The following is a 26,547-nucleotide window of genomic DNA, read 5'->3' on the forward strand; positions in this document are numbered from 1 at the left end:
GGCGTTGTCGTCGACCGGACATCGCTCAGCCGTCGATCTGCGCGGCGATGATCGCGATCGCCTGCTGATAAACGCTGGCCGCGTTCCACCCCTTGATGGCGCGGTAATTGGCCTGGCCTTGCTGGTAGCCCGCGCCGGGACGCCAGCCATGCGCGCGCAGGAAATTGGCCGTCGAGGCCAGCGCGTCGGCGCGCGAGCGCACGAGATCGAGGCGGCCATTGCCGTCGCCGTCGGCCCCGTAGCGCAGGATGCTGCCCGGCAGGAACTGCGTCTGGCCGAGTTCGCCGTGCTTGGCGCCCACGCTGGAGCTGGAAACCACGCCGCGATCGACCAGGGTCAGCGCGGCGATCAGATGGCCTGTGAAGAATTCCGAGCGTCGGCAATCATAGGCGAGCGTGGCCGTCGCCGACAAAAGGTTCGAATTGCCCATGAACCTGCCAAAACCGGTCTCCATGCCCCAGATCGCGATCAGCGGACCGGGTGGAACGCCGTAGCGCCGTTCCAGATTGGCGAATAACTTGGCGTGTTGTTTCTTCAGTCGCTTGCCCTGGCTCGCGATCGTGCTGGCGCCGCGAACCTGCATGAATTTCTTCAGCGAATATTTAAAGCTCTTCTGTCCGCGATCGGCGCGGATGGTTGCCGTCGCGTAGCGGGTCTGCTGCAGCGCCTTGATGCCGCGCTGGCCGATACCCTTGGCGCGGGCTTCGGCCGTCATCTGCTGTTTCCAGGTCTCGAACCCGCCCGCATTGTTGCCGCACTGGGCTGCCCAGCCCGCACCGCTCGCCGCTAATGTCGCGACGGCGAATGCCGCCGCCATCACCACGCTCTTGGACCTGAATTGCATTCTGTTCTCCCGCTGCCTGGACCGGTCACGACATGCCCGCCACGGCCACCAGGAAAACCAAGCTTGGCCCGGCACGCAGGTCGTTCGAAAGTATGGAGCTAGTTTCCAAACAAGTCTATTCTTGGGCCGGTTAACGGGGGGTTGCGGATATGCCGGACGTCGATGTGGTAGTCGTCGGCGCGGGTGCGGCCGGCCTCGGCGCCGCCAAGGCCCTGCGCGCCGCCGGCAAGACGTTCCGCCTCGTCGAGGCGATGGACCGGATCGGCGGCCGCGCCTGGACCCGCGACGCGGATCTCGGCGTTCCCTTCGATATCGGCTGCGCCTGGCTGCATGCCGCGGACCGCAATCCGTTCTACCCGGAGGCCCGGGCGGCGAACTGGACGCTCTATCACCACGACATGAACGTCGATCACCTCTACTACGGCAAGCGCAAGGCAAGCGAGGCCGAGCAAACCGGGATGAAGGCCGCCGACGCCGCTTTGGCCGCGCTGCTGGAGAGCCACACATCCCACGACGACCGGCTGTCCTCGCTGCTCTCCCGCGGCCACGCTGTGCGGGCCTCCGCGACCTTTTCCGGCCCGATGGATTTCGGCAAGGACGACGACGAGATATCGATCGCTGATTTCAAGGCCGCCGCCGACCTCGATCCCAACTATTTCACCCGGGAAGGGTTCGGCGCGCTGGTCGCGCATTACGGCCGCGACGTGCCGGTGGAACTCTCGACGCCCGTTCGCCGAATTGCCTGGGGCGGACCTGGCGTGGCGGTTGAAACCGATCGCGGCACGATTCGCGCCCGGGCCGTGCTTGTGACCTGCGCGCCGGCCGTGCTCGCTTTCGGCGAGATCGCGTTCACGCCGGACCTGCCCGCCGCCCATGACGAAGCTCTTTTCGACCTGCCGATGGGCATGCTGACCAAGATCCCGATCGAGATTCGCGAAACCCGGCTCGGCCTGGCCGCGTTCGACGATCTGTTGATCGAGCGCCACGCACGGCACGACATCTACTTCCTGTGTTTTCCTTTCGACACTGACCTGATGGTCGGTTTCGTCGGCGGCGATTTCGCTTGGGAATTATCTGTCGCCGGCGAGGCGGCGGGCATCGATTTTGTGTCCGACCGTCTGTGCGACATCTTCGGCAACGATCTGCGCAAGAATATCGGTCGCGCCATGATGACCAATTGGGGAGCGGAACGGTATGTCCGTGGCGCCTACGCAGCGGCGCGGCCCGGCAAGGTAAAGGCGCGCGCTATTCTGGCCACGCCGATCGCGGAGCGGATTTATTTCGCCGGCGAACATCTCGCCGGACCGTTGATCCAAACGTGCGGCGGTGCGCGCCTGTCCGGCGAGGCGGTCGCGCGCGATATCGTGGCCGCCCTCAACCGCGCCTGATCGCGTGCGGCACGCGTCTTGCCTCATCGGGCGGGGAACGGCGTCCGCGCGACGAGGTTGAACGTCGCCCAAAGGCTCATTTGCCGCGCTTTTGCTTGACTCCGGCGGCCAAATCCTGTCTATCCGGCTCGAATTCCGCGACGAGTGACCACTCCGAGCAGCCGACCGGGACTTTTTTCGCAGGTATTATGCGATCCCGGAGGTCAACACCCGGCAGCGCGATGCGCCCCCGGGTGCGTTTTGGCTTTGGCTGTTGGTCAATCGCGGCGGACGCATTACCTCTGCCCGAGAACGGTTGGAGATAAAGGACGGACGATGTTTGAATCGCTGCAGGAACGCCTTGGATCGATCCTGAACGGGCTGACCGGGCGCGGCGCGCTGTCGGAAGCCGACGTATCCGCAGCGCTGCGCGAAGTGCGCCGAGCCCTGATCGAAGCCGATGTTGCGCTCGAGGTGGTGCGCTCCTTCACCGACCGGGTGCGCGAAAAGGCCGTCGGCGCTGAGGTCTTGAAATCGATCAAGCCCGGCCAGATGGTCGTCAAGATCGTCCATGACGAACTGGTCGCCATGCTCGGCTCGGACGGCGAGGTGATCGACCTCAACGCGCCGGCGCCGGTCGTCATCATGATGGTCGGCCTGCAGGGCTCGGGCAAGACGACGACCTCCGGCAAGATCGCCAAGCGGCTTTCCGAGCGCCAGGGCAAGAAGGTCCTGATGGCCTCGCTCGATACCCGCCGCCCGGCCGCGCAGGAGCAATTGCGCCAGATCGGCGAGCAGACCGGCATCGCGACCCTGCCCGTCGTGGCCGGCCAGTCGCCGGTCGAGATCGCCAAGCGCGCCGTCCAGGCCGGCAGGCTCGGCGGCCACGACGTGGTGATCCTCGATACGGCCGGCCGCACCCATATCGATGAGCCGCTGATGATCGAGATGGCCGACATCCGCAAAGTGTCGGACCCGCACGAAATCCTGCTCGTCGCCGATTCGCTGACCGGTCAGGACGCCGTCAACCTCGCGCGCTCCTTCGACGAGCGGGTCGGCGTCACCGGCCTGGTGCTCACCCGCATGGACGGCGACGGCCGCGGCGGCGCCGCGCTGTCGATGCGCGCCGTCACCGGCAAGCCGGTCAAGCTGATCGGCACCGGCGAGAAGATGGACGCGCTGGAGGAGTTTCATCCCAAGCGCATCGCCGACCGCATCCTCGGCATGGGCGACATCGTCTCCCTCGTCGAGAAGGCGGCCGAAACCATCGACGCGGAAAAGGCCGCGGCGATGGCCAAGAAGATGCAGTCCGGCAAGTTCGACCTGAACGACCTTTCCGATCAGCTTCGCCAGATGCAGAAGATGGGCGGCATGGGCGGCATCATGGGCCTGATGCCCGGCATGGGCAAGATGAAGGACCAGATCGCGGCCGCCGGCCTCGACGACAAGATGTTCGGACGCCAACTCGCCATCATCTCCTCGATGACGAAGAAGGAACGCGCCAATCCCGACATCCTCAAACACAGCCGCAAGAAGCGCATCGCGGCCGGATCGGGAACCAATGCCGCCGAGATCAACAAGCTATTGAAGATGCACCGCCAGATGGCAGACATGATGAAAGCCATGGGCGGCAAGGGCAAGGGCGGCGGCGCCATGCGCGGCCTGATGGGCGGCATGGCGCAAAAGATGGGCCTTGGCGGCATGGGTGGTGGCATGGGCGGCATGCCGGACCTGTCGAAAATGGACCCCAAGCAGCTCGAGCAATTGCAAAAACAGGCCGAAGCGGCCGGTCTCGGCGGCGGCATGCCCGGCCTTCCGGGCGGCGGTGGCCTGCCGGGACTGCCCGGCGGCCGGAAATTGCCCGGACTGAGCGGAGGCCTGCCCGGCCTGCCGAAGAAGAAATGAACGGAGGAACGGTTTTGGCGGACAAGTCCGACACCGAAAAGGCACGCGAGATCCTAGCCGGCTACCGGGCTTCGATCGACAATATCGACGCCGCGCTCGTGCATATGCTGGCCGAGCGTTTCAGGTGCACCAAGGCCGTCGGCCATTTGAAGGCGACACACGATTTGCCGCCAGCCGATCCCGTCCGCGAGGAGCGCCAGATCGCGCGACTGCGCCAGCTCGCCGTCGACGCCCATCTCGACCCGGATTTCGCGGAGAAATTCCTCAACTTCATCATCCGCGAGGTGATCCGACACCACGAAATGATCGCCCGTGAAAACGGCGCCGGGGAACCCGTCCCCGTGCCGGAACGGACGGCTGAAACCAACAATCCCGATCAGTGAGACCCTAGGAGACAAAAATGGCACTGAAGATCAGACTGGCCCGGGCGGGCTCGAAAAAACGCCCCTACTACCACGTCGTCGTCGCCGACGTGCGCAGCCCGCGCGACGGCCGCTTCATCGAGGCGATCGGTTCGTGGAACCCGACGCTCCCCAAGGATGCCGAACGCGTTTCGATCGATGAAGAACGCGTCAAGCATTGGATCGCCCAGGGCGCCAAGCCGACCGATCGCGTGCTGCGCTTCCTCGACCAGGCTGGTCTTGCCAAGCGCCCGGAGCGCTCGAACCCGAAAAAGGCCGAGCCGGGCAAAAAGGCCCAGGAGCGCCTGGCCCTGATCAAGCAGGCCGAGGAAGAACTCGCCGCCAAGCTCGAGGAAGAAAAGGCCGCCGTGGCCTCGGCCACGGAAGCACCTGCGGAGGAAGCACCGGCCGAGGAGGCATCTTCCTGATCGTTTCTGGAGCGAAACGAAATCGTCGACGGCGGGCCTCGGTCCGCCGTTTTCTTTTGCGGCATCAAAGCCGCTCAGCCCAGAAAACCCCGCGCGGCTCATGGCGCCGGACCATATCATCCACCTTTCTGGCCAGGCCAAAAGAGTCCGGCCGGGCATATTGGCCGCGACAAAACCGGGGTGCGGCAATTTTCCGCTGGACCGCGACCGGCCCGATAGGGCAATCTGGTCGGACCAGATTGCCCTAGGCACTGAGCTAGACCCGTAGGCGGAGGAGCGCACGGTGAATATCCAGTCAACCGCGGCCAAGGACGCCGAGACGCCATTCGATCGCCAGCGGCTCGATCGCCTGATGGAGGAAGCCGGCATCGACCTGCTGCTGGCCACGTCGAAGCACAATGTCCAATATCTGCTCGGCGGCTATCGCTACATCTTCTTCCACGCCATGGACGCGATCGGCCACAGCCGCTACCTGCCCGTCCTCGTCTACGAAAAGGGCCGACCTGACCGCGCCGCCTATATCGGCAACAAGATGGAGGGCATGGAACAGCAGGTGAACCCGTTCTGGACGCCCGCGGTCAAGACCACGTGCTGGGGCAGCGTCGATGCCGCCCAGGAGGCGATCGCACATATCAAGGCGCTCGGCCGTCACGGCGCGCGGATCGGGATCGAGCCGTCCTTCCTGCCCTCAGATGCATGGCTGGCCCTGACCACCGGGCTCGATGATGCGAGCTTCGTCGACGCCACGGGGATTCTTGAGCGCCTGCGTTCGGTGAAGACCGCGGCGGAACTCGACCTGCTGCGCAGGGCGTCCGAACTGATCACGGACTCCATGCTGGCGGTGTTTTCCGGCCATGGCGAAGGCGCCGGCAAGGCCGAACTTGTCGATGCGTTGCGCCGCGAGGAGACCGGGCGCGGCCTCCAGTTCGAATACTGCCTGATCACCATCGGGTCGAGCCACAACCGCGCCGTCTCGCCACAAAGCTGGCAAAGGGGCGAGGTGCTGTCGCTCGATTCGGGCGGCAATTATCGCGGCTATATCGGCGATCTGTGCCGCATGGGCGTTCTCGGCGAGCCGGATTCCGAACTTGAGGATCTGCTCGCCGAGGTCGACGCCGTGCAGCAGGCCGCGTTTTCGAAGATCAGGGCGGGCGCGACCGGGACACAGGTGATCGCCCATGCCGAAAAGACGCGGAAATCGCTGCCAAACGCAACCTGCAACGACTTCTTCGCCCACGGCATGGGCCTGATCAGCCACGAGGCGCCGTTCCTGATGACCAACCATCCCGTCGCCTATGACGGCGTCGACGCCGACAGGCCGCTGGAAGCCGGCATGGTGATCTCGGTCGAGACCACCATGCTTCATCCGCGTCGCGGTTTCATCAAGCTGGAAGACACCGTCGCCGTTACCGGTAACGGCCACGAACTGATCGGGGATCGCGGCCGGAACTGGAATCGCGGGCAGGCGTAGACGCGGGCGGCAAGCACGGGGCCGCACGGCTTTCTGTCCAATATTTGCCGACAAACAAATTTTGCTCCGCAGCCGGATCGCAAGCGCCGCGAACGGCGCCCGCGCGATGAAGAGGTCTACGCCGCCTGCTTCTTGGGGGTGATCAGGCCGCGCGCGACCAGGATCTCGGCGATCTGGACCGTGTTGAGTGCCGCGCCCTTGCGCAGATTGTCGGAGACGACCCACAAATTGAGGCCGTTGTCCAAGGTCGAATCCTCGCGGATACGCGAAATATAGGTGGCATCCTCGCCGGCCGATTCCAGCGGCGTGACGTAGCCGCCGTCCTCGCGCTTGTCGACGATCAGGCAGCCCGGCGCCTCGCGCAGGATCTCGCGCGCCTCGTCGGCGGTGATCGGCTTCTCGAACTCGATATTGACCGCCTCGGAATGGCCGATGAAGACCGGCACGCGCACGCAGGTGGCCGTCAGCTTGATCTTCGGATCGAGCATCTTCTTGGTTTCGGCCACCATCTTCCATTCTTCCTTGGTGGAGCCGTCCTCCATGAAGAGGTCGATATGCGGGATGACGTTGAAGGCGATGCGCTTGGTGAACGTCTTCGCCTCGATCGGATCCGCGACGAAGACGGCGCGGGTCTGTTCGAAAAGCTCGTCCATGCCTTCCTTGCCCGCGCCCGAAACGGACTGGTAGGTGGACACGACCACGCGGCGGATGGTGGCCGCGTCGTGCAGCGGCTTCAGCGCGACGACGAGCTGGGCGGTCGAACAATTGGGATTGGCGATGATGTTCTTCTTGGTGAAGCCGTCGATCGCATCGGCATTCACCTCAGGCACGATCAGCGGCACATCGGCGTCGTAGCGCCAGGCCGAGGAATTGTCGATCACCACGCAACCCTGCTTGCCGATACGCGGCGACCATTCCTTCGACACGGCGCCGCCGGCCGACATCAGGCAGATATCGGTGCCGGAAAAATCATAGGTGTCGAGCACCTTCACCTTCAGCGTACGGTCGCCGTAAGAGACCTCCGTGCCGAGCGAGCGCCGCGAGGCGAGCGGCACGACCTCATCGGCCGGAAAGCCGCGCTCTTCGAGAATGTTGAGCATTTCGCGGCCGACATTGCCGGTGGCGCCGGCGACTGCAATCTTGAAACCCATTTCGGTCATCTCCTGTCACTCCCCTTTTGCTGGAAGGTCCGCCGGCGACCGCGGGCGGCTTTCCCCGGCCGGACCCGGGGAGAGGGGGAGTAAGGCCGAGAAAATCAGACCGTTTTGGCGGTCGTTTTGGCTCGGGTTTTACGGGTGGTGCAAAACGCGCGCATGCCGCCGCCGGAAAGATATCCGGACGGATGACGACGAGAAACTGCGAAAACACCGGCGCGCATGGCCTGCTCCACGAAACGCAACGCTTCTAGCGGTTCTGTGTAAAGAGTCAATTGCCCCGGCCGGGCCGATCACCCGCATTTCATTTGACGCCTCGCGGCCACGATCTACCCTTGTGTGAGAACATAAGCAGGGAGACGCTTGATGGACCGCATCTCCAGACGGCACGCGCTCGGAATATTCGCCCTTGGCGGGTTCGGATTCGCGGCCGGCATGCCCGCTTACGCCCATCACGGCTGGTCCTGGACCGAAGACGGGTTTTTCCAGCTTGAGGGCATTGTCGCCGCGATCTATATCGGCAATCCCCACGCGACGCTCGACATCGATGTCGAGGGCGAACTCTGGCGCGTGGAGCTCGCCCCGCCATCGCGCACCGTCGCCGCCGGCTTTACCGAAGAGGCGGCCGCGATCGGCGACGAGATCACCGCTATTGGCAACCGGTCGCTCGATCCGGCCGAACGGCGCATGAAGGCGGTGCGCATCGTCGTCAACGGCAAGACCTACGACGTCTATCCGCGACGCGCTCCGTCCTGAGCCGGGCCGGATGGCGGCCGACCTATTTGCTTGGATCGAAGCCTTGGCGCCGGTCGTGGCGCTGAAGCGTTCCTTCCTCGCCTATCCGCTAGTCAACGCCGCCCATATTCTGTCGATCGGCGTGCTGGTCACGACCGTCATCCTGATGGATTTGCGCATTCTCGGCGGTTTGTCCGCCATTGACGGGCGGACTTTCATCGCGCTCATGCGCCGTCTGGCGCTGTTTGCCTTTGCTGGCGCCGTGCTCACCGGTGCCTCCCTGTTTTCGGTGCGGGCCGGCGATTACGCGGCCAATCCCGCCTTTCTTCTGAAAATGGCGCTGATCCCGGTTGCCGTGCTCAACATGTTCCTGTTCCGCCATCTGGCGCGCGGGTGGGAAGCCGCAACCTGGCGACACGATCCGCCCCGGTTCGTACGCGGCACGGCGGCAACGTCACTGCTCCTTTGGCTGGCCGTCCTGCTGTGCGGCCGGTTCATCGCCTTCCTGTGAAAGGCTGCGCCGTTGACTTCTCGGGCCGGGCACGGAAACTTGCCCGGTGGATGACAAATCCGAAAGGGCCGGGATGCGCGGGGAAGTTCTTTATTTCGATGGCGAACGCGGCGTCGGTTTCATTAACGGCGATGACGGCAACCGCTATCATTTCGCCAGCCCGGACTTGGCCTCGATATCCGCGCCGGGCAAGGGCGCCAAGGTCGAGTTCCTGACCGAAGGCAACCGCGCCCGCGACGTGACCGCTCTTGGCGGGCCGGCCGAAAAAACGCGGCAGGCCGGGGAAGAACCTCCCGCCACGTCACCGTCGCGGCTTGCCGACATCGCGGCGACGGGCCGGCGCTCTCTTTTCGGGCATTTCCTTGATTGTGTGACGGTCTCCTACGTCAAGCTGGGCGGCCGCGCCCCGCGCCGGGAATTCTGGGGCTTTTTCCTGTTCGCTTTCATCGTGATGGCCGCCGCGCTTTTTGCCGGCCTGATTGCCGACGGTATGGTCGGCAATCTCGATCGCGAGGAACCGGTGCTCGCGCTCGGCCTGACCGGCATTCTGGTCCTGGCGCTGGCGCTGCCCTCGATCGCGGTCACGATCCGCCGGCTGCACGACATTGGCCTGTCAGGCTGGTTCATCCTGCTCGGTTTCGTGCCCACGGTGGGCAATCTGATCATCCTCGTCTTCGCACTGATCCCGTCGCAGAAATCCGAAAACAAATGGGGGCCGGCGCCCCGATAGAGATCAGGCCGACAGAGTGAGATATTTCGCCGTGATCGCATCGCCCATCTCCGCAGTCGAGAGTTGGGTCATGCCGTCCGACATGATGTCGGCGGTGCGCATCCCGTCGTCGAGCACGCCGGCGATCGCCGCCTCGAGCCGGTCCGCCTCCGCGACCATGTTGAAGGAATAGCGCAGGCACATCGCGAACGAGGCGATCATCGCGATCGGGTTGGCGAGCCCCTTGCCGGCAATGTCGGGTGCGGAGCCGTGCACCGGTTCGTACAGCGCCTTGCGGGCGCCGGACATGGGATCGGGCGCGCCGAGCGAGGCCGACGGCAGCATGCCGAGCGATCCCGTCAACATCGCCGCGACGTCGGACAGCATGTCGCCAAACAGATTGTCGGTGACGATCACGTCGAACTGCTTGGGCCAGCGCACCAGTTGCATGCCGCCGGCATCGGCCAGCATATGGGTCAGCTCGACATCGGCGTAATTCGCCTTGTGGGTTGCCGCCACGACCTCCTTCCACAGCACGCCTGACTTCATCACATTGTGCTTTTCCATCGAACACACCTTGTTGGCGCGCGTGCGTGCCAGTTCGAAGGCGACGCCCGAAATGCGCTCGATCTCGAACGTGTCGTAGACTTGGGTGTCGATACCGCGTTTCTGGCCGTTGCCGAGATCGATGATCTCCTTGGGTTCGCCGAAATAAACGCCGCCGGTCAGCTCGCGCACGATCAGGATGTCGAGCCCCTCGACAACCTCCTGCTTGAGCGAGGACGAGGCCGCCAGCGCCGGATAGCAGATCGCCGGGCGCAGATTGGCAAACAACTCCATCTCCTTCCTGAGCCGCAGCAGGCCGGCCTCCGGCCGCACCTCATAGGCCACGCCGTCCCATTTCGGTCCGCCGACCGCGCCGAACAGCACCGCATCGGCGGCCAGGGCCTTTTCCATGTCCTCATCCGAGATCGCCTGGCCGTGTGCGTCGTAGGCCGCGCCGCCGACCAGCCCCTCCTGGACCGTGAAACCGGCCGACTGCGTGTCGTTCAGCACCGCAATCAGCTTGCGTACCTCCGCCATCGCCTCGGGGCCGATACCGTCGCCGGGAAGAAGCAGGAGGGTGCGCGTCACCATGGAAAGCCCTTTCGAAAAGGCGGAGATCCGCCGCCATGTGTGGTGGAAACGAGGTCGATTTCGAATTCGGGACACTAGCTAGACGCCAGACGCCGTTTGCGCAAGTCGCACCCGGGCGGGCGCCCGCCAAGGCTGGAGGTCGAGCCTGAGCGGCCGGCGGGTCAGCCCGCCGCACCGCGCCGCAGGGCCGTCACCTCGATCTCGATTTTCATTTCCGGCTCGTTGAGCTGACACACGATCATGGTCGCCGCCGGCCTTATTGCGCCGAAAATTTCCCCAAGGATCGGAAACACCGTCGGCACGAACGCGCGGTCGGTGACGTAATAATGCGCCCGCACCACGTCGGCGAGGTCGAAGCCAGCTTCGGCGAGTGCGGCGGCGATCGTGGCGAGGCAGTTGCGCGTCTGCGCCTCGATCGGCTCCGGCATCGTCATGGTGGCGTAATCGTAACCGGTCGTACCGGACACGAAACACCAGTCGCCCTGGACGACCGCCCGCGAATAGCCGGCGGTTTTCTCGAAGGGAGAACCGGTGGAGATCAGACGTCTTGTCATGTCTTGCGTCCTGTTTCCTTCAGCCGCTCCAGCACCGCCGGGTCGGGCTGCGATCTGGAAAGATCGACATGATATTTCTCATCGCGGGGCGGCAGCACGGCGCTGTTGAAGGGTTCGGCCACCACGCCGCCGAAACGCGCTTCGTGCACCACGACCCGACGTTTGCGGATAAGACAGATCACCAGGATCGCACGGTCGTCGTAACGGGACAGATCGTCGGCGAATCCCCAGACCAGGCCGCCGGACAAAGATGCATTGCCGAAGACGAGACGCCGGCCGGTTCCGTCCTCGGCCGTCGTCAGGCAGTCCCGGCAGAAATACCAGGGATAACGCGGGAAGGCCCGCTGGGCCTTCCCGCAACCGGGACAGAAATGATCGTCCATGCCCGTCACGCGCTCCTCCGCCGCGTCCCCACCGGCCGTATGCCGCCCCGCCGGGCATCACGCGCAATAGACACTCACAGATCGTCCGGCACCAGACCGGCGATCGCGGCCGGCCACTCGTCGCGTTCCGGCCAGAAGCGCGGCGCCGGTCCAGCCTGTTGCTGGGCGAAATACAAGGTGCGGTTTTCGACATCGACGACCACGAACGTGTCCTGGGCCCCGCAGGCATGCGGCACACAGCCGCGCGCCGTCAAAACACCGTCATCGGTGATTTCGGGTTCGCTCGAGGTTCCAAGCCCCGCGGCCACGGAAAACAGCTCGTCCCCGAGCAGGGCCAGCGCCGCGTCGTAGAGGCCGGCATTGCGGAAAAGCTCGATCGGATGGCTCACCGTCGCGGGATCGAAATTCGACCAGTCGGTGTCCTGCTGTGGCGCGTAGGAAAGCACGCCCGTTGTTTCGAACCCGCTGTCGGGAGCCCATGAACGGATCACGGCCTGTTCGCCGGGCCTCAGATAGGGGACGAAATAGATATATTCGTCCGTCACCGCCGGCGGCGGCGCGCCGCATTCCTCGCCGACGATCTCGGTCTTAACGTCGCCGTTCTCAGGCTTCCACAGCATGATTGTGTAGGGCCCGCACGCATTGCCGCCATTGCCGGCCGATAAAAGCGCGATCTCGACATCGCGCACGGTGACGATACGGTCGAAAGCCACGAAATAGTCGCGATGCAGCTCGCGCCCGTCATAGGCCGCCACCCGCTCGTAATCCTGGCGGGTGATCGTCAGCTCTCCGTCCTGGAAGGAATAACGCTGGACCTCTTCGTCCTCGGCCCGCGCCACACTGCCGGCGAGGAGGACGACGAGGACGAAAACCGGAATGCGTGAAAAAATCGACATGGTTGCTCCGAAGCGCTTGGGCCGGAGCGCGGATGGAAAGCGCGGTCGGCCAGACTGCTACGGAGAGTAACGGCAAAACCGGATGGCGCAAAACCACAAGGACGCCTGGAACAAGCGTTTTTCAGCGCCGGCCGGGCGCGACCGGTCAGATCACGATGCGCCCGACGACGCGGCGTACGATCGGGGCCACCACCAGCACCGCGGGAAAGGCCAGCGCCCAGGACGGCAGCCAGGCCGAAAGCCAGTAAAGCAGGAACGACGCGTCGACGCCGCGCGCGATCGCAGTCGACAGGCCCGACACGATGAACGACATCAACCCCGACAACAGCAGGCCGAAGACAAGCGGCTCCAGCCGCCGGGGCACGAAGGGGCGCATGACGAACCCGGCAGCGCCGATCAGGCCCAGGGCCGGGCGGCGGCGGCTTTTTCCTCGTAGGTGGCGATCGCCGGTGCCTTTTCCATGGTCAGGCCGATATCGTCGAGGCCGTTGAGCAGGCAATGTCGCCGGAATTCGTCGAGGTCGAAGGCGATCGCGCCGCCGTCGGGGCCACGGATCTCCCTGGCCTCGAGGTCGACGGTGACGGTCGCGTTGGCGCCACGGCTGGCGTCGTCCATCAGCTTGTCGAGATCGTCCTGGCTGACCTTGATCGGCAAGATGCCGTTCTTGAAGCAGTTATTGTAGAAAATATCGGCGAACGAGGTCGAGATCACGCAACGAATGCCGAAATCCAGCAGCGCCCAGGGCGCGTGCTCGCGGCTCGATCCGCAGCCGAAATTGTCGCCCGCCACGAGGATCTGCGCCTTGCGATAGGCCGGCTTGTTGAGCACGAAATCCGGATTTTCCGACCCGTCCTCATTGTAGCGCATCTCCGCGAACAGGCCGGTGCCGAGTCCGGTGCGCTTGATCGTCTTGAGATAGTCCTTGGGGATGATCATGTCGGTATCGACATTGATGATCGGCAGGGGGGCTGCAACGCCGGTGAGTATCGTGAACTTGTCCAAGGCACGTCCCTTTTCTTCAAGCGTCGAATTTGCACCCGCTTTACAGCAACAGGGCCGGATTTCAAGCATCGGCCGGCGGATGTCGAAAATGGCTGCGCCCGCACGTCTATAAGATGGGTGACTGTCATACGGCAGGCGCGTGCACCCTGCTGACAAAAGGCTGTCAGCATACCCGTTGTAGAACCGCGCTTCGGATTTTTGGAGAGTTCAATGCCCAACGTCAAGGAACACGGCAAGGCAACGCGGCGCGAGTGGGCCGGCCTGGCTGTCATCGCCCTGCCCTGCCTGCTCTATTCCATGGACCTCACGGTCCTCAACCTCGCGGTGCCGCATATCACCGCCGACCTCAAGCCATCCGCGCTGCAGCTTTTGTGGATCGTCGACATCTACGGTTTCATGGTCGCCGGCGCGCTCGTTACCATGGGCACGCTTGGCGACAGGATCGGTCGGCGGCGATTGTTGATGATCGGCGCCGTGGCGTTCGGCCTGGCGTCGGTCGTGGCGGCATTCGCATCCACGGCCGCTATGCTGATTTTCGCCCGTGCGCTGCTCGGCCTGGCAGCCGCTACCCTGGCGCCGTCCACCCTGTCTTTGATCAGCAACATGTTCCGTGATGAAAAGCAGCGGCGGGTGGCGATTGGCGTCTGGATCGCGAGCTTCTCGGCCGGCGCGGCCATCGGCCCCGTGGTCGGCGGCGTGCTGCTGACATGGTTCTGGTGGGGTTCGGTCTTTCTCGTCGCGGTGCCGGTCATGGTGCTTCTGCTCGTGCTCGGGCCGCTTCTCCTGCCCGAATATCGCGACGAGGACGCGGGCCGCATCGACCTCGTGAGCGCGGCCCTGTCCATTATTGCCGTGCTGTCCGCCATATTCGCCCTCAAGAAATTTGCCGAGAGCGGCATCTCGGCCGAGACTGTGCTGGCGCTCGCCGCCGGCATCGTCATAGGCGTCATATTCCTGGTCCGGCAGCGCCGGCTCACCAACCCGCTGATCGACCTCACGCTGTTCAGGCAGTCAGCTTTCGGCGCCGCACTTTCGGTCAACGTTCTAGGCTTTTTTGTCGCTTTCGGCTCATTCTTGCTGATCGCGCAATATCTGCAGCTTGTGCTCGGTCTGAGCCCGATGGCCGCTGGCCTTTGGTCGGTTCCACAGGCCGCCGCCTTCATCGTCGGCTCGACGATCACCCCACCGCTCGCCGAGCGTATCCGGCCCGGCCGGGTCATGGCGCTCGGCCTCGTGGTCGCGGCCGCGTCATTCGTCATTCTGTCCGGCGTGATGATGCCGGTGACATTGCCGGTCCTGGTAACAGCGGGATGCCTGATGTCGCTTGGTCTGGCGCCTGTGTTCACGCTCGCCACGGACGTGATCCTCGGCATCGTGCCGCCGGCCAAGGCAGGTGCTGCTTCGGGCCTGTCGGAAACATCGAGCGAATTCGGCGGCGCGCTGGGCATCGCCGTTCTCGGCGCCGTAGCCACGGCGGTTTATCGTGCGCAGATGGGCGGCAGCGGTTTGGCCGACGCAACGCTCGCGTCTGCCGGCGACACGCTGGCAGCGGCGTTGGCCCACGCAGAAAACCTGGCAGAGCCGATGCGGGCGGAACTGACCGCCGCGGCGCGTGCCGCCTATGTGGCCGCTTTCCACATGGCAGCCGCGATCTGCACGTTCGTGGTGCTGGTCGCCGCCATCGTCTCCGGCACCTGGCTGGACCGCCGACAGCGCCGATCAGGCGGCGGCGCCCCAGCCACGGAGTCGGCGGTCGGCTGAGCCGTCGAGCTCAGATGACGCTGAGGTCGCGGAACGGTGCGCCGGCGCCTGCTGCAGCCCGTGGCCGGAAAAGCCGTTTGCGAAGAAAAACCGCCGACCTCCGGATGCGACCCGACAACAGCGTTCTGATCGAACGTTGTTGTCGTAGCGGCCGGCCCAAGCGCGTGTCATCTTGATCGCCTCAAAGGCGGGAATGCACGTCGCCAGCGCCGGCCAGTTCACCTCTTCGAAAAGCGGCGGGTTCGAAATCGCCGGATTTCGCGGTCCCGCCGCCCCGTTCGTCCGCTGGTTACGCCTGCGCCGCGCGTTGCAGCGCCATGACGCCGGTCTCCGTGCCGGTCAGCCGGCGCGAGCGTCCATCCTCGCCGACGATCATGGTGATGCGGCGCCGCTCCGAGGAGAACAGCTCCGATGTCACCACGTCGACCGGCGGGTCGAAGGCGATGGTGGCGCGCCACAGGTCCGGCTTGATGGTTTCCGAAAGTCCGAAGACGCGCCCCTGCGCAGGCTTGCCATTGAAATGGCCTTCGACCCGGTCGCCAACGGCAAAGGGCGCGCCAGCCTTGGTTTCGGCGCTGGCCGGCGTGGATGCGGCGGCGGCAAGCGTGTTCCAGTCGCGCGCGCCGTTCTGGCGGGCGACGAGCTCGAGCGCCTTGCCGTGCGAGACGGCGATGCCGTCCGCTGCCAGCGCCTCGCGCAAACGCCTGGCATGCGTCTTGTAGTCGGTGGATGGTGTCATCACCGTTCGCTCCTATCGCTTTGCGAGCGGCATTTTGCTCACGGGAGCCCGCATTGCCGTTTCGGCCGCCAAGTCGACAGGGAAACGATGGAAACGTCGGAAGCTTCACCATGGCTTGCGCCGCGGGCGGCAGGGGCTTCCGGCCCTTGTGATCCGCTCAGATAGGGATGCGGGCCTGCCACGTCAATATGTGTAGCGACGCAAGCCGGGAAAGGCCGGAAAAGCTGTTGGCGAACAGGCCCCGGTCGGGATCGAAATCGGCCAGACCGGCCATGGTCGCGACCGCGCCGGCATTGGGCCCGGCCGCGTTGATGGCGACGCCCGCGTCGAACCAGCCCTCGCCCGTTTGCCCGTAGGCGCCAGCCGCGATGCCCTCGGTCGACAGCCAGGCGAACCGCCCCTTCAGGGCGGCCGCGTCCTCGAGCAGGATGTCGCCGCCCTCGGCACGCTGCACCGCATGGTTTGGCGGCAAGGATCGGCCGACCGGCCTCCGAGGCCAGGATCAGATAGCCTTTTTCGCGCAGGCCGATATCGGCCTGCGGCCCGAACACCGCCGTCAGCCGGCAGACCACGTCGAGGGTGAAGCGCGACAGGCGGATGTTTTCGGGGCTCGAGAATTGCTGGCGGATCGAGGCGCAGCACAGCGTGGTCGCGGCGGTGGCGAATTGCGGATCGCGTTCGATAAGCGCGATCGAGCCCGAAAACCCCTCCTCGCGCAGATACCAGGCGACCGAGCTGCCGACGATCGCGACGACGACGATGACGATGCGTAGGTCTTTACCCTGTCCTCCCCGGCTTGCACCCGGTGCGCCGCCTGATGGTGCGCCGTCCCGCATCAGACAGATCCCGCGCCACTTGCAAGCCGGCCGTCCCGGCGTCATGAAGGAGCCATGCAGACCACCAGCCCACACCCCCTCCGTTCCGTCCTCTACGTGCCGGCCGCCAACGACAAGGCGCTCGCCAAGGTCGCCGGGCTTGCCTGCGACGCGGTGATCGTCGACCTCGAAGACGCCGTCGCGCCGGAAGAAAAGACGACCGCGCGCGAACGCATGGTGCGGTTTTTCGCCGACCGCGAGCGCGACGGTCGCCCGGTCGCGGTGCGGATCAACGCGCTCGCCAGCGAGTGGGGCGCCGACGACCTGGAGGCGGCGCACGCCTGCCGGCCGGACGCGATCCTGCTGCCGAAGGTCGAGACGCCGCGCGACGTGCTGGAGGCCAATGACCGTCTCGACGGGGCGGAGGCCGCGCCCGGCCTCGCGCTGTGGGCGATGGTGGAAACGCCGCGCGCGATCCTCAACCTCGGCCCCATCGCCGAACTCGGCCGCAACCGCGGCGCCCGGCTCGCCTGTCTGGTCGCCGGCACCAACGACCTCGTCAAGGAAACCGGCGTCGCCATGACCGCCGACCGGCAATGGCTGCTTGCCTGGCTGCAGCAGATCGTGCTCGCCGCGCGCGCGGGCGGTCTTGTTGCGCTGGACGGGGTCAGCAACGATTTTCGCGATCTCGACGCCCTGGCGCGCGAATGCCGTCAGGGCGCGGCGATGGGCTTCGATGGCAAGACGCTGATCCATCCGGCCCAGATCGGACCGGCCGATCTCGCCTTTTCGCCTTCGGCGGAAGAAGTCGCCCAGGCCGAACGGATCGTCGCCGCCTTTGCCGCACCTGGCAACGAAAACAAAGGCGTGCTGTCGGTCGACGGCCGCATGACCGAGCGGCTGCATCTCGACCAGGCCAATCGGCTGCTGGCCAAGGCGGGCCGGCGGACCGGAGAGGAAACCGCATGAAACTCTATCGCTATCTCACCGGGCCGGACGACGCCGCCTTCTGCCACAAGGTGACGGCGGCGCTGAACAAGGGCTGGCGGCTGCACGGCTCGCCGGCTTACGCCTTCGACGCCGCCAGCGGAACGATGCGCTGCGGCCAGGCGGTGGTGAAGGAGGTCGACGGCCTCGACTACGAGCCCGGCATCAAGCTCGGGGAGTATTGAACGGGCGCCCGTGGGCCATAGACCGCGTCACGCCACGCTTTCCTCGATCTTTTCCATGTCCTCGTCGGACAGGCCGAAATGATGGCCGAGCTCGTGGATCAGCACATGGGTGACGATATCGCCCAGCGTTTCCTCGTTCTCGGCCCAATAGTCGAGAATGGCGCGCCGATAGAGCGTGATGCGATTCGGGCCTTCGCCGGTGGCCGGGTTCCAGCGCTCGGCGATGCCGCGGCCCTCGAACAGGCCGAGCAGATCGAACGGGGTTTCCAGCGACAGATCGTCCATGATCTCCTCGGTCGGAAACTCGGCGATCTGAATGACGATCTCGCCAGTCAGCGTGCGGAAATCCTCCGGCAGATGCGCATAGGCTTCCAGCGCCAGGATCTCCATCTCGTCGACCGACGGAGAGAGCTGATCGTGCCAGGCGCGGGTCTGGTAGATGCGGGCCATGCTTTTGTCCTTTGGCCGCCATATAGCCTTTTGTTTCCGGCCTTGCGAGAGGCGCAGTGGTGAAGGATTCGCCGATGCGGATTTTCATGGTGCGCGTCCCGAGGCGGAATAAATTCTTATCGGCCCTGCTTGACTCTTGGGGCGGGCTCTGGAATCCATAAGAACATAACAGGAACAAGGTGGTTTTGGAGCGACTGTCATGGCCAAGCCCGCCGTGGCGCGGGAGACTGTTGTCGCTTTGCGTCGGCAAATCGCGAGGATCGAAGGGGGCCTGCCCGAAAGGCTGGCAGGGTCCGGCGACGACGATGGCCTCGTGCTGCGTCACGGCCCCGCCGCCAGACGGGAAACCCGTTTCGGGTCCGCCTTTTTGCCGACCGGCGCCTCAAGCTTCGATACCGCCCTGGGCAGCGGCCTGCCGCGCGCCGCCCTGGTTGAGATTCATGGCGGTCAGACCCGTGACGCCGGCGCGGTGGCGGGATTTGCCCTGTGTCTTGTCGGACTGTTGCGCAAGACCGGGCTGGCGGAGCGGGAAAACGCTTTGTGCTGGATCGGCACGGCGGAGATTTTCCGCGAGGCTGGCTTTCCCTACGCGCCCGGCTTGCACCGGTTTTACGGCCTGCCGGCCGGCGATCTCTTCCTGTGCGCGCCGAACGAGACCAGGGACGCGTTGTGGGTTGCCGAGGAGGCCGCCCGTCAGCACGCCTTTGCCGCGATCGTGCTGGAGCTGCGCGGCAACCCGGCCCGCCTCGACCTGACCGCCACCCGGCGCCTGCATCGCCGGGCGCAGGAGGCGGGGCGTCCGGTTTTCCTGATCCGCGAGGCCGGAACCGCCGAGCCGACGGCTGCCCCGGTCAGGATCGCGGTCTCGCCCGCCCCCGCCGCCCTGCGCTCGACCGTATCCGGTCCTATGGCGGCTTCGATCGGACATCCGGCCTTCGCCGTCACCATCACCAAAAGCCGCGCCGCCCCGGCCGGGCGGCTCGTTCTGGAGTGGAACCCCGATGAATCCAGCTTCCGCGAAATCCGGCCAGAGAATTCTGGCGCTCTGGTTCCCGCATCTGGCCACCGACCGGATATTCCGGCAGCGGGAGGGACGGTCGTGGCGTTGCGGCCCGCCGGCACGGCGGCCGCCGCTCCTGGTCAGCCATCGCGAAAACAACACCCAACGCATCGTCGCGCTCGACGAGCGCGCTGAGGCGCTTGGCCTGAAACCCGGCATCGGCATCGCCGACGCGCGCGCCATGCACCCCGGTATCCAGATCGTCGACGCCCTGCCGCAAGCCGACCGCCGTCTGCTGGAAAGCCTTGCCGACTGGTGCGACCGCTACACGCCGCTCGTCGCCCTGGAGGGAAGCGACGGGCTGTTTCTCGACATCACCGGCTGCGCCCATCTTTTCGGCAATGAAAAGCGCATGATGGACGATATCCTGTCCCGGCTTTTCCATCAGGGTTTCGACGCCCGCGCCGGGCTCGGCCCGAGCCCCGGCATCGCCTGGGCGGCGGCGCGGTTCCTGAGCCCGGCGATCGTCCCGCCGGGTGAGGAGGCCGAAACCCTGGCGCCGTTGCCGCTCGCCGCGCTGCGCATCGCGCCGGCCGTCCGCGCCGGCCTGGAAAGCGTCGGGTTGAAGACGGCGGGCGCGATCATGGCGGCGCCGCGCGCGCCGCTGACGCGCCGTTTCGGCGCCGCGCTTCTGACCCGGCTCGACCAGGCGCTGGGTCGGGTCGAGGAAGCGATCACGCCGCGCCTGCCCGTACCGCCGCTGTCGGTCGAGCGGCAACTGGCCGAACCGGTCATGCTGGCCGACGACATCCAGCGGCTCGTCGGCATGCTCGCCCTGTCGCTGCGCGCCGAGCTCGAACGACGCGGGGAGGGCGCGCATGTCCTGCAGCTTGCCCTGTTCCGGGTCGACGGCGCGATGCGGCGTCTCGCCGTCGGCGCCTCGCGGCCGCTGCGCGATCCCGTGCTGATCGGACGCCTGTTTCAGGAAAGGCTCGCCGCGTTCAAGGACCGGATTGATGCCGGCTACGGCTTCGAGCTCGTCCGGCTTTCGGTTCTCAAGGCCTCTCCTTTTGCGATCGAACAGACCGATCTTGCCGGTTCGAGCATGGCTGTCGAGGAAGATCTGGCGCTTTTTTCCGATCGGGTCCGGGCCCGGCTCGGCGAAACGGCATTGTTGCGGCCGGTTCTCGTCGAAAGCCACCGTCCCGAACGCGCCGCCACATTCGCGCCTGCCGCGCGCGTGCCCGTCGGTTCGATCGGTCGTCCACGATCCGACAAACCCGGCCCCGGTCCAGCCGGGATGACGGAACGGCCGATCCGCCTTTTTTCGCACCCCGAGCCGGTCGATGTGGTCGCCGCCGAGGTGCCCGAAGGGCCGCCGCTGCGGTTCCGCTGGCGCCGCGCCGTCCACCGTGTCGCCCGGGCCGAAGGGCCCGAGCGGATCGCCGCCGAATGGTGGCGCGACCCGCAAGATATGCCGACGCGCGACTATTTTCGTGTCGAGGACGATGACGGGCGCCGCTACTGGCTTTTCCGACAGGGTTTTTACGGCACCGCCGAAACCATGCCGCGCTGGTTCATGCACGGGGTTTTCGCATGAAATCCACCGCGCCCGCCTATGTCGAATTCGCCGTGCAGTCGAATTTTTCCTTCCTGCGCGGCGCCTCGAAGCCGGAGGAGCTGGTGGTGACGGCGAAGCATCTCGGCCATGCCGCCATCGGGCTTGCCGACCGCAATACCGTGGCTGGCGTCGTGCGCGCCTGGAGCCAGTCGAAACATATCAGGCTGTCGGAAACGGCCGCGCCGGGTAAGCTTGCCTATCATCCCGGGTGCCGGCTGGTGTTCGCCGACACGACGCCGGACGTGCTCGCCTATCCGCAGGACCGCCGCGGCTGGGGCCATCTGTGCCGCCTGCTGAGCGAGGCCAACATGCGCGCCGAAAGCGAAAAGGGTGCGCCGCGCATCTATCGCGACGATTTGCTTGGCTGGGGCGAGCGGATCTCGCTCGCCCCGATACCGCGGCTGGCCGGCGGCGAAACGGACGAGTTGGAGCTGCTGCGCTGTCTGCGCGACCGGTTCGGCACCGCCGTCCGGCTCGCGGTCGCGCCGGCCTATGGCGGCAATGACCGGTTCCGCATCGAGCAGGCGGCGGCGCTAGCCGCCGCGGCCGGCGTGCCACTGATGGCGATCAATGACGTGCTTTATCATGTCCCCGACCGGCGGCCGCTCCAGGACGTGCTGACGGCGATCCGCCTCAACACGACCGTCGCCGAAGCCGGCTTCGCGCTCGCCGCCCATGCCGAACGCCATTTGAAGCCGGCGGCGGAAATGGCGCGGCTGTTCCGCGATTTTCCCGAAGCGCTCGCCGAAACCGTCGATTTCGCCGAAAGCCTCGCCTTCTCGCTCGGCGAATTGAGTCACAACTATCCCGACGAGACCACCACACCCGGCCGCGACCCCCAGGCCGAGCTGGCGAGCCTAACCTGGCAGGGCGCGCGAGACCGCTACCCGCAGGGCCTTCCCGACGGGGTGGCGGACAAGATCCGCCATGAATTGGAAATCGTCGCGCAGAAGGATTACGCGCGCTACTTCCTCACCGTGCGCGACATCGTCGCGCACGCCCGCGCCGAAAAGGGTATTTTATGCCAGGGGCGGGGCTCGGCGGCCAATTCCGTCATCTGTTTCTGCCTGGGCATCACCGAGGTCGACCCGGTTTTGATGATGGAAGGTCTTTTCGAGCGTTTCATCTCCACCGAGCGGGATGAGCCACCCGACATCGACGTCGATTTCGAGCATGAGCGCCGCGACGAGGTCATCGCCTATATCTACCGGAAATACAGCCACACGCGCACCGCGCTCGCCGCCTCGGTCGTGACCTATCGCGGCCGTTCGGCGATGCGCGAAGTAGCCAAGGCGATGGGCCTTTCCGACGATGTTCAGTCAGCCCTTTCCGGCTCGATCTGGGGCTGGTCGTCATCCGAACTCGGCGTGCGGGAGGCCAGGGCGGGCGGGCTCGCCGAAAGCGATCCGGTGTCGAGTCACGTCATGCAGCGCGCCAATGAGATCATCGGGTTCCCGCGCCATCTCTCCCAGCATGTCGGCGGGTTCGTCATCACCCGCGACCGGCTCGACGAGATCGTGCCGATCGTCAAGACGGCTATGGAGGAACGCAAGATGGTCGAATGGGACAAGGACGACCTCGACGCCGTCGGATTGATCAAGGTCGACGTTCTGGCGCTCGGCATGCTGTCGTGCCTGCGGCGCGCCTTCGACCTGCTCGAAGACCATTATCGCGAACGCGACCGGTTCGGCCGCAGGCTGACGCTGGCGACGCTGCCAAAGGAGGATACGCGCGTCTACGACATGATCTGCCGGGCCGACACGCTCGGCGTTTTCCAGATCGAAAGCCGCGCCCAGATGTCGATGCTGCCGCGACTCAAGCCGCGTTGTTTTTACGACCTGGTGATCGAAGTCGCGATCGTGCGTCCGGGCCCGATCCAGGGCGACATGGTGCATCCTTATCTGCGCCGCCGCGAAGGCAAGGAGCCGGTCGACTATCCGAGCCCGCAAATGCGCCGCATCCTGGAAAGAACGCTCGGCGTGCCGCTGTTTCAGGAACAGGCGATGAAGATCGCCATCGACGCCGGCGGCTTTTCGCCCAGCGAGGCCGATCAGCTGCGCCGCGCCATGGCCACCTTCCGGCGCAACGGCACCATCCACGATTACCGGGACAAGCTGATTTCGGGCATGGTCAGCCGGGGATACCGGCAGGATTTTGCCGAACGTTGCTTCAAACAGATCGAGGGCTTCGGCGATTACGGTTTTCCCGAAAGCCACGCCGCCTCCTTCGCGCTGCTCGTCTATGCCTCGTGCTGGTTCAAGACCTTCTACCCGGACGTCTTTTGCGCCGCGATCCTGAATTCGCAGCCGATGGGGTTTTACGCCCCGGCTCAACTCGTGCGCGACGCGCGCGAGCACGGCGTCGAGGTCCGGCCCGTCGATATCAACGCCTCCGACTGGGACTCCACGCTGGAGGAAGCGCCCTTCGATCCCGCGCGCCTCGCCGACCGGCACGCGGAGATGGCCGACATTATCAGGAGTCGTTATGCGGTCCGTCTCGGCTTTCGCCGCATCAAGGGATTGGCGCAGGACGCGATCAAGCTGCTCGTGGAAAGACGTGGCGCCGGTTACGATTCCGTGCGCGATCTCTGGCTGCGCTCCGGTCTGCCCGCCGGCGTCGTCGCCCGGCTGGCCGAGGCCGACGCCTTCGGCTCGCTCGGTCTTAACCGCCGCGACGCGCTATGGGCGGCCAAGGCGCTCGACGACAAGAGCGCGGCCGAGCGCCTGCCGTTGTTCGAGCGCCCCGATGCGCAGCTGCGCGACCGGGAACCCGATGTCGCGCTGCCGCCGATGCCGCCCGGCCAGCACATCGTCCACGACTATCGCACGCTGGCGCTTTCACTGAAGGGGCATCCGGTTCAGTTCCTGCGCGCGCGCCTGGAAGCCGAGGGCGGCCTGCCCGCCATTCACCTCTCCGCCGTGGCGAACGGACGGCGGGTGAATGTGGCCGGCCTTGCCTTGGTGCGCCAGCGCCCGGGCAAGGGCAACGTCATCTTCATCACTCTGGAGGACGAGGGCGCGATCGCCAATATCATCGTCTGGCCAAAGGTCTTCGAACGCTACCGCCCGGTGGTGCTCGGCGCCCGGTTGATGCGGGTGCGCGGACGGCTGCAATCGGCATCAGGCGTCATCCACGTCGTGGCCGAAACCCTGGAAGACCTGACGCCGTGGCTGGGCGCGCTCATGGAGGACGAGACGCTGGCCGGCAAAACCGGTCCCATCACCGCCACGGCGCTAGGGAGCGATGGTGCCCGATTCCGACCCGTCTCCGGTCATGATGACAGCGAGCTGGCCGAACAGACCGGTAGAGTGATGCCGAAGGGCCGCAATTTTCATTAGAGCTGGCTCATGACTTAACCTGAGCCGCACCGTCGCAGGTGGTTTCGCGCGACCGTCGCCGTATCCTATTTTCGCCGCAAGGGCGGCATCGGCCGCGCGCCGTCATCGTCGATCCGGCGCGCTTCCGACGGCAGCATGATCGGAATGCCGTCACGCACCGGATAGGCGAGTTCGGCCGCCTTGGAGACCAGTTCGCACCGCTCCGCGTCGAAGGTCAGCGGTCCCTTCGTCAGGGGGCAGGCCAGGAGTTCGAGAAGCTTGCGGTCGATGGCCACAGATGATTGCCGCGATTCGATCCGCTTTCCGTCCTCGCCCGCCATCGTCATTGCAGTCCCGTGCCGGCATCATCGTCATTACGGGCCAGAAGCATTTCGGTGATTGCGACCAGGGTTTCCGCTCGCGTCTTCAGGTCGGGCGCTTCCAGAAGCGCCTGTTTTTCGCTCGCGCCATAAGGCGACATCATCGACAGCGCATTCACCAGCGTCGCGTTTTCGGCCCTGCTGACGCTGTCCCAGTCCGCCTCCAGCCCGTTGGCGTCGAGATAGGCCTTGAAGGTTTTCAGCAACACCTTGCGGTCGACCTCCTCGGTTCCCGAAGCCTCGTCGAGATCGCCGCCGAAGGGCGCGATACGGCATTTGCGGAACGGCGCATGGCCGGCAACCTCCTGCAGGACGCGAAAGCGCGCCACGCCCTGCAGCGACACCAGATAGCGCCCGTCGCCGGTCTCCGCAAACGAGGTGATCCGACCGAGACAGCCCACCTGGCACAATTCGGGCTCGCCGTCGTGCCGCACCGCCCCGTCCAGCCGTGGCTGGATCATCCCGATCACGCGCCCGCCCGCCAGCACATCGTCCACCATCTGCAGGTAGCGCGGCTCGAAGATGTTCAGCGGCAACCGCCCGCCCGGCAGCAGCAGCGCGGCGGTCAGCGGAAACACCGCCACCGTCGTCGGCAGATCCTCAAGTTTGAGATAATGCGCGTTTCCCGCCTGCAATCCGTCCTCTCCCTGACATTCCGACGCGATCTAACATAGGGCAAAAAACCCGTGCCGCCATGCCTCGGAGGGGACCCGACGCGCCATGACGCTTCACGGTGGGCAATGCCTGCCGCTTCTGCCTCGGCGACCCGGGACGCAGACACCGGCGCCGGCCGAGCGTCTTGCCACGGGTCGGAACGGGTTCGTTTACGAAAACAACAGCGAGGAAAGCTTGCGGCGCGCCGAAAGGGTCGCCTCGTCCGTCGGCCCCCAGGCCTCGAAAAACGTCAGCAATTGCGCGCGCGCGCCATCGTCGCGCCATTCGCGATTGCGGCGCACGATATGAAGCAGACTGTCGGCCGCCGCGTCGCGCGCACCGGATGCGTTCTGGATAAGGGCAAGGTCGAAACGCGCCTCGTGGTCGTCGGGATCGGCTTCGAGCCGGCGCTGCAGCTCCTGCGGGTCGCCGAGCTGGCTGGTTTCCTCCGCCAGCGTAAGGCGCGCGCGCACGCCAGCTATCTCGGCATTGTCGGTGTCCCGGGAAACCTGTTCCAGCAGCGCCCGCGCCCCGTCGAGATCGCCGCGATCGAGGCTGAGCCCGGCCAGGCCGGCGATCGCGGTCGGATGTCCGGCCTCCTGCGCCAGCACGGCGCTGTAGATTTGCGCCGCCAGTTCCTGGTCGCCCGCCTCTTTCGCGGCACTGGCCTGCTCCAGCGCCGCCTCCAACGCCGACTGTTTCGGATCGCCGCCCAGGCGCTGAATGAAGTCCTGCACCTGGCTCTCGGGCACCGCACCCATGAAACCGTCGACCGGCTGGCCGTCGCGAAACGCGATCACCGCCGGAATCGACTGCACGCCGAGCTGGCCGGCGATCGCCGGATGCTCGTCAATATTCATCTTGACCAGCTTCACGGCGCCGCCGGCAGCGCGGACCGCCTGTTCCAGGATCGGCGTCAACTGCTTGCACGGACCGCACCAGGGCGCCCAGAAATCCACCAGCACCGGCTGGTTGCGCGATTCCTGGATGACGTCCTTCGTGAACTCGGCCGTGCTCGTATCGCGGATCAGCTCGCCGGCCGGGCTCGCGCCCGCATTCGGCGCGCCGAACGAAATCTCGGGGGCGTAGTCGCCCTGCGATGCGGCAAACGGGTTGTCCTTCACGCTCATCCTCGTGTCTT

The 26,547-nt window shown here is 65.7% G+C and carries 27 protein-coding genes and 2 pseudogenes; 14 read left to right on the forward strand and 15 right to left on the reverse strand.

All coding sequences use genetic code 11. The features are described from left to right. Positions 1-25 precede the first annotated feature (25 nt). On the reverse strand, positions 26-844 hold the full coding sequence (locus GN330_RS04985) for a lytic murein transglycosylase (RefSeq protein WP_156711526.1): 819 nt from the start codon (positions 842-844) through the stop codon (positions 26-28). Between the two features lie 149 nt (positions 845-993). Here GN330_RS04985 and GN330_RS04990 point away from each other — a divergent pair, with 149 nt between their 5' ends. The 5 genes from GN330_RS04990 to GN330_RS05010 all read left to right on the forward strand — a co-directional run bounded on the left by GN330_RS04990 (position 994) and on the right by GN330_RS05010 (position 6,416). Continuing rightward, complete coding sequence (locus tag GN330_RS04990) at positions 994-2,232, forward strand: flavin monoamine oxidase family protein (protein ID WP_156711527.1); 1,239 nt, start codon at positions 994-996, stop codon at positions 2,230-2,232. A gap of 315 nt (positions 2,233-2,547) precedes the next feature. Then, entirely contained in the window at positions 2,548-4,116 is a 1,569-nt protein-coding gene (gene ffh / locus GN330_RS04995; protein WP_156711528.1) for a signal recognition particle protein, read from the forward strand. A 14-nt stretch (positions 4,117-4,130) separates the two neighbouring features. After that, positions 4,131-4,499 carry a chorismate mutase gene (locus GN330_RS05000; RefSeq protein ID WP_246188494.1) on the forward strand — a complete coding sequence of 123 codons (369 nt, stop codon included), beginning with the start codon at positions 4,131-4,133 and terminating at the stop codon, positions 4,497-4,499. A gap of 17 nt (positions 4,500-4,516) precedes the next feature. Next, positions 4,517-4,945 (forward strand): 30S ribosomal protein S16, encoded by a 429-nt coding sequence (rpsP, locus tag GN330_RS05005; protein WP_156711530.1) that lies wholly within the window; start codon positions 4,517-4,519, stop codon positions 4,943-4,945. A gap of 283 nt (positions 4,946-5,228) precedes the next feature. Continuing rightward, positions 5,229-6,416: a M24 family metallopeptidase gene (locus GN330_RS05010; protein WP_343040274.1), complete on the forward strand. Its 1,188-nt coding sequence runs from the start codon at positions 5,229-5,231 to the stop codon at positions 6,414-6,416. 116 nt (positions 6,417-6,532) lie between these two features. On the opposite strand, the gene GN330_RS05015 is transcribed toward GN330_RS05010, so the two are convergent. After that, positions 6,533-7,567, reverse strand: a complete 1,035-nt coding sequence (locus GN330_RS05015) for an aspartate-semialdehyde dehydrogenase (RefSeq protein ID WP_156711531.1) — start codon at positions 7,565-7,567, stop codon at positions 6,533-6,535. A 369-nt stretch (positions 7,568-7,936) separates the two neighbouring features. Here GN330_RS05015 and GN330_RS05020 point away from each other — a divergent pair, with 369 nt between their 5' ends. The 3 genes from GN330_RS05020 to GN330_RS05030 are packed head-to-tail and all read left to right on the forward strand — an operon-like array spanning position 7,937 to position 9,546. Then, positions 7,937-8,326, forward strand: a complete 390-nt coding sequence (locus GN330_RS05020; RefSeq protein ID WP_156711532.1) for a DUF6152 family protein — start codon at positions 7,937-7,939, stop codon at positions 8,324-8,326. 43 nt (positions 8,327-8,369) lie between these two features. Beyond that, entirely contained in the window at positions 8,370-8,816 is a 447-nt protein-coding gene (locus GN330_RS05025) for a hypothetical protein (protein ID WP_246188495.1), read from the forward strand. Positions 8,817-8,862: 46 nt separating this feature from the next. Continuing rightward, positions 8,863-9,546, forward strand: a complete 684-nt coding sequence (locus tag GN330_RS05030; RefSeq protein WP_156711534.1) for a DUF805 domain-containing protein — start codon at positions 8,863-8,865, stop codon at positions 9,544-9,546. Between the two features lie 3 nt (positions 9,547-9,549). On the opposite strand, the gene leuB is transcribed toward GN330_RS05030, so the two are convergent. From leuB to leuD, 6 genes are all read right to left on the reverse strand, one after another. After that, positions 9,550-10,662 carry a 3-isopropylmalate dehydrogenase gene (gene leuB / locus GN330_RS05035; RefSeq protein WP_156711535.1) on the reverse strand — a complete coding sequence of 371 codons (1,113 nt, stop codon included), beginning with the start codon at positions 10,660-10,662 and terminating at the stop codon, positions 9,550-9,552. Between the two features lie 161 nt (positions 10,663-10,823). Beyond that, positions 10,824-11,216: a RidA family protein gene (locus tag GN330_RS05040; protein WP_156711536.1), complete on the reverse strand. Its 393-nt coding sequence runs from the start codon at positions 11,214-11,216 to the stop codon at positions 10,824-10,826. Further along, complete coding sequence (locus GN330_RS05045) at positions 11,213-11,608, reverse strand: hypothetical protein (RefSeq protein ID WP_197435038.1); 396 nt, start codon at positions 11,606-11,608, stop codon at positions 11,213-11,215. Before GN330_RS05045 ends, GN330_RS05040 begins: the two co-directional genes overlap by 4 nt. 65 nt (positions 11,609-11,673) lie before the next feature. Next, complete coding sequence (locus GN330_RS05050) at positions 11,674-12,495, reverse strand: hypothetical protein (protein ID WP_156711537.1); 822 nt, start codon at positions 12,493-12,495, stop codon at positions 11,674-11,676. 145 nt (positions 12,496-12,640) lie between these two features. Continuing rightward, positions 12,641-12,871 (reverse strand): DUF2798 domain-containing protein, encoded by a 231-nt coding sequence (locus GN330_RS05055; protein ID WP_156711538.1) that lies wholly within the window; start codon positions 12,869-12,871, stop codon positions 12,641-12,643. A 20-nt stretch (positions 12,872-12,891) separates the two neighbouring features. Further along, positions 12,892-13,497, reverse strand: a complete 606-nt coding sequence (gene leuD / locus GN330_RS05060) for a 3-isopropylmalate dehydratase small subunit (RefSeq protein ID WP_156711539.1) — start codon at positions 13,495-13,497, stop codon at positions 12,892-12,894. Between the two features lie 210 nt (positions 13,498-13,707). Here leuD and GN330_RS05065 point away from each other — a divergent pair, with 210 nt between their 5' ends. Beyond that, positions 13,708-15,258, forward strand: a complete 1,551-nt coding sequence (locus tag GN330_RS05065) for an MFS transporter (RefSeq protein ID WP_156711540.1) — start codon at positions 13,708-13,710, stop codon at positions 15,256-15,258. Between the two features lie 39 nt (positions 15,259-15,297). Here the strand turns inward: GN330_RS05065 and GN330_RS23690 are convergent. From GN330_RS23690 to GN330_RS24080, 3 genes and pseudogenes are all read right to left on the reverse strand, one after another. Beyond that, a pseudogene (locus tag GN330_RS23690) lies at positions 15,298-15,495 on the reverse strand (FAD-dependent oxidoreductase); the annotation flags it as partial. 52 nt (positions 15,496-15,547) lie between these two features. Further along, the gene (locus GN330_RS05075; protein ID WP_156711541.1) at positions 15,548-15,997 is read right to left on the reverse strand and encodes a glyoxalase superfamily protein; all 450 of its coding nucleotides are present in this window, start codon (positions 15,995-15,997) and stop codon (positions 15,548-15,550) included. A 259-nt stretch (positions 15,998-16,256) separates the two neighbouring features. After that, positions 16,257-16,833, reverse strand: a pseudogene (locus GN330_RS24080) (FAD-dependent oxidoreductase); the annotation flags it as partial. Between the two features lie 54 nt (positions 16,834-16,887). Here GN330_RS24080 and GN330_RS05085 point away from each other — a divergent pair. Both GN330_RS05085 and GN330_RS05090 read left to right on the forward strand, forming a co-directional pair. Then, the gene (locus tag GN330_RS05085) at positions 16,888-17,781 is read left to right on the forward strand and encodes an HpcH/HpaI aldolase/citrate lyase family protein (protein WP_156711542.1); all 894 of its coding nucleotides are present in this window, start codon (positions 16,888-16,890) and stop codon (positions 17,779-17,781) included. After that, positions 17,778-17,984: a DUF1737 domain-containing protein gene (locus tag GN330_RS05090; protein WP_106570303.1), complete on the forward strand. Its 207-nt coding sequence runs from the start codon at positions 17,778-17,780 to the stop codon at positions 17,982-17,984. Before GN330_RS05085 ends, GN330_RS05090 begins: the two co-directional genes overlap by 4 nt. A gap of 27 nt (positions 17,985-18,011) precedes the next feature. Here GN330_RS05090 and GN330_RS05095 read toward each other — a convergent pair whose 3' ends face one another. Next, positions 18,012-18,434, reverse strand: coding sequence for a metallopeptidase family protein (locus tag GN330_RS05095; protein ID WP_156711543.1), 423 nt, complete (start codon positions 18,432-18,434; stop codon positions 18,012-18,014). A gap of 199 nt (positions 18,435-18,633) precedes the next feature. Here GN330_RS05095 and GN330_RS23700 point away from each other — a divergent pair, with 199 nt between their 5' ends. The 3 genes from GN330_RS23700 to GN330_RS05105 are packed head-to-tail and all read left to right on the forward strand — an operon-like array spanning position 18,634 to position 24,393. Next, on the forward strand, positions 18,634-19,629 hold the full coding sequence (locus GN330_RS23700) for an ImuA family protein (protein WP_246188497.1): 996 nt from the start codon (positions 18,634-18,636) through the stop codon (positions 19,627-19,629). Then, positions 19,571-21,034, forward strand: coding sequence for a DNA polymerase Y family protein (locus tag GN330_RS05100; RefSeq protein WP_246188560.1), 1,464 nt, complete (start codon positions 19,571-19,573; stop codon positions 21,032-21,034). The genes GN330_RS23700 and GN330_RS05100 overlap by 59 nt, the downstream gene beginning before the upstream one ends. Beyond that, positions 21,031-24,393, forward strand: coding sequence for an error-prone DNA polymerase (locus tag GN330_RS05105; protein WP_156711545.1), 3,363 nt, complete (start codon positions 21,031-21,033; stop codon positions 24,391-24,393). The genes GN330_RS05100 and GN330_RS05105 overlap by 4 nt, the downstream gene beginning before the upstream one ends. A 65-nt stretch (positions 24,394-24,458) precedes the next feature. Here the strand turns inward: GN330_RS05105 and GN330_RS05110 are convergent, their stop codons facing one another. The 3 genes from GN330_RS05110 to trxA form a co-directional block, all read right to left on the reverse strand. Then, on the reverse strand, positions 24,459-24,719 hold the full coding sequence (locus GN330_RS05110) for a Trm112 family protein (protein ID WP_156711546.1): 261 nt from the start codon (positions 24,717-24,719) through the stop codon (positions 24,459-24,461). Then, entirely contained in the window at positions 24,716-25,387 is a 672-nt protein-coding gene (locus GN330_RS05115) for an LON peptidase substrate-binding domain-containing protein (RefSeq protein ID WP_156711547.1), read from the reverse strand. The genes GN330_RS05110 and GN330_RS05115 overlap by 4 nt, the downstream gene beginning before the upstream one ends. A 189-nt stretch (positions 25,388-25,576) precedes the next feature. Next, positions 25,577-26,536, reverse strand: coding sequence for a thioredoxin (gene trxA, locus GN330_RS05120; protein WP_156711548.1), 960 nt, complete (start codon positions 26,534-26,536; stop codon positions 25,577-25,579). Between the last annotated feature and the right edge of the window lie 11 nt (positions 26,537-26,547).

Source organism: Nitratireductor arenosus (genome assembly GCF_009742725.1).
Classification (GTDB): Bacteria; Pseudomonadota; Alphaproteobacteria; order Rhizobiales; family Rhizobiaceae; genus Mangrovimarina; species Mangrovimarina arenosa.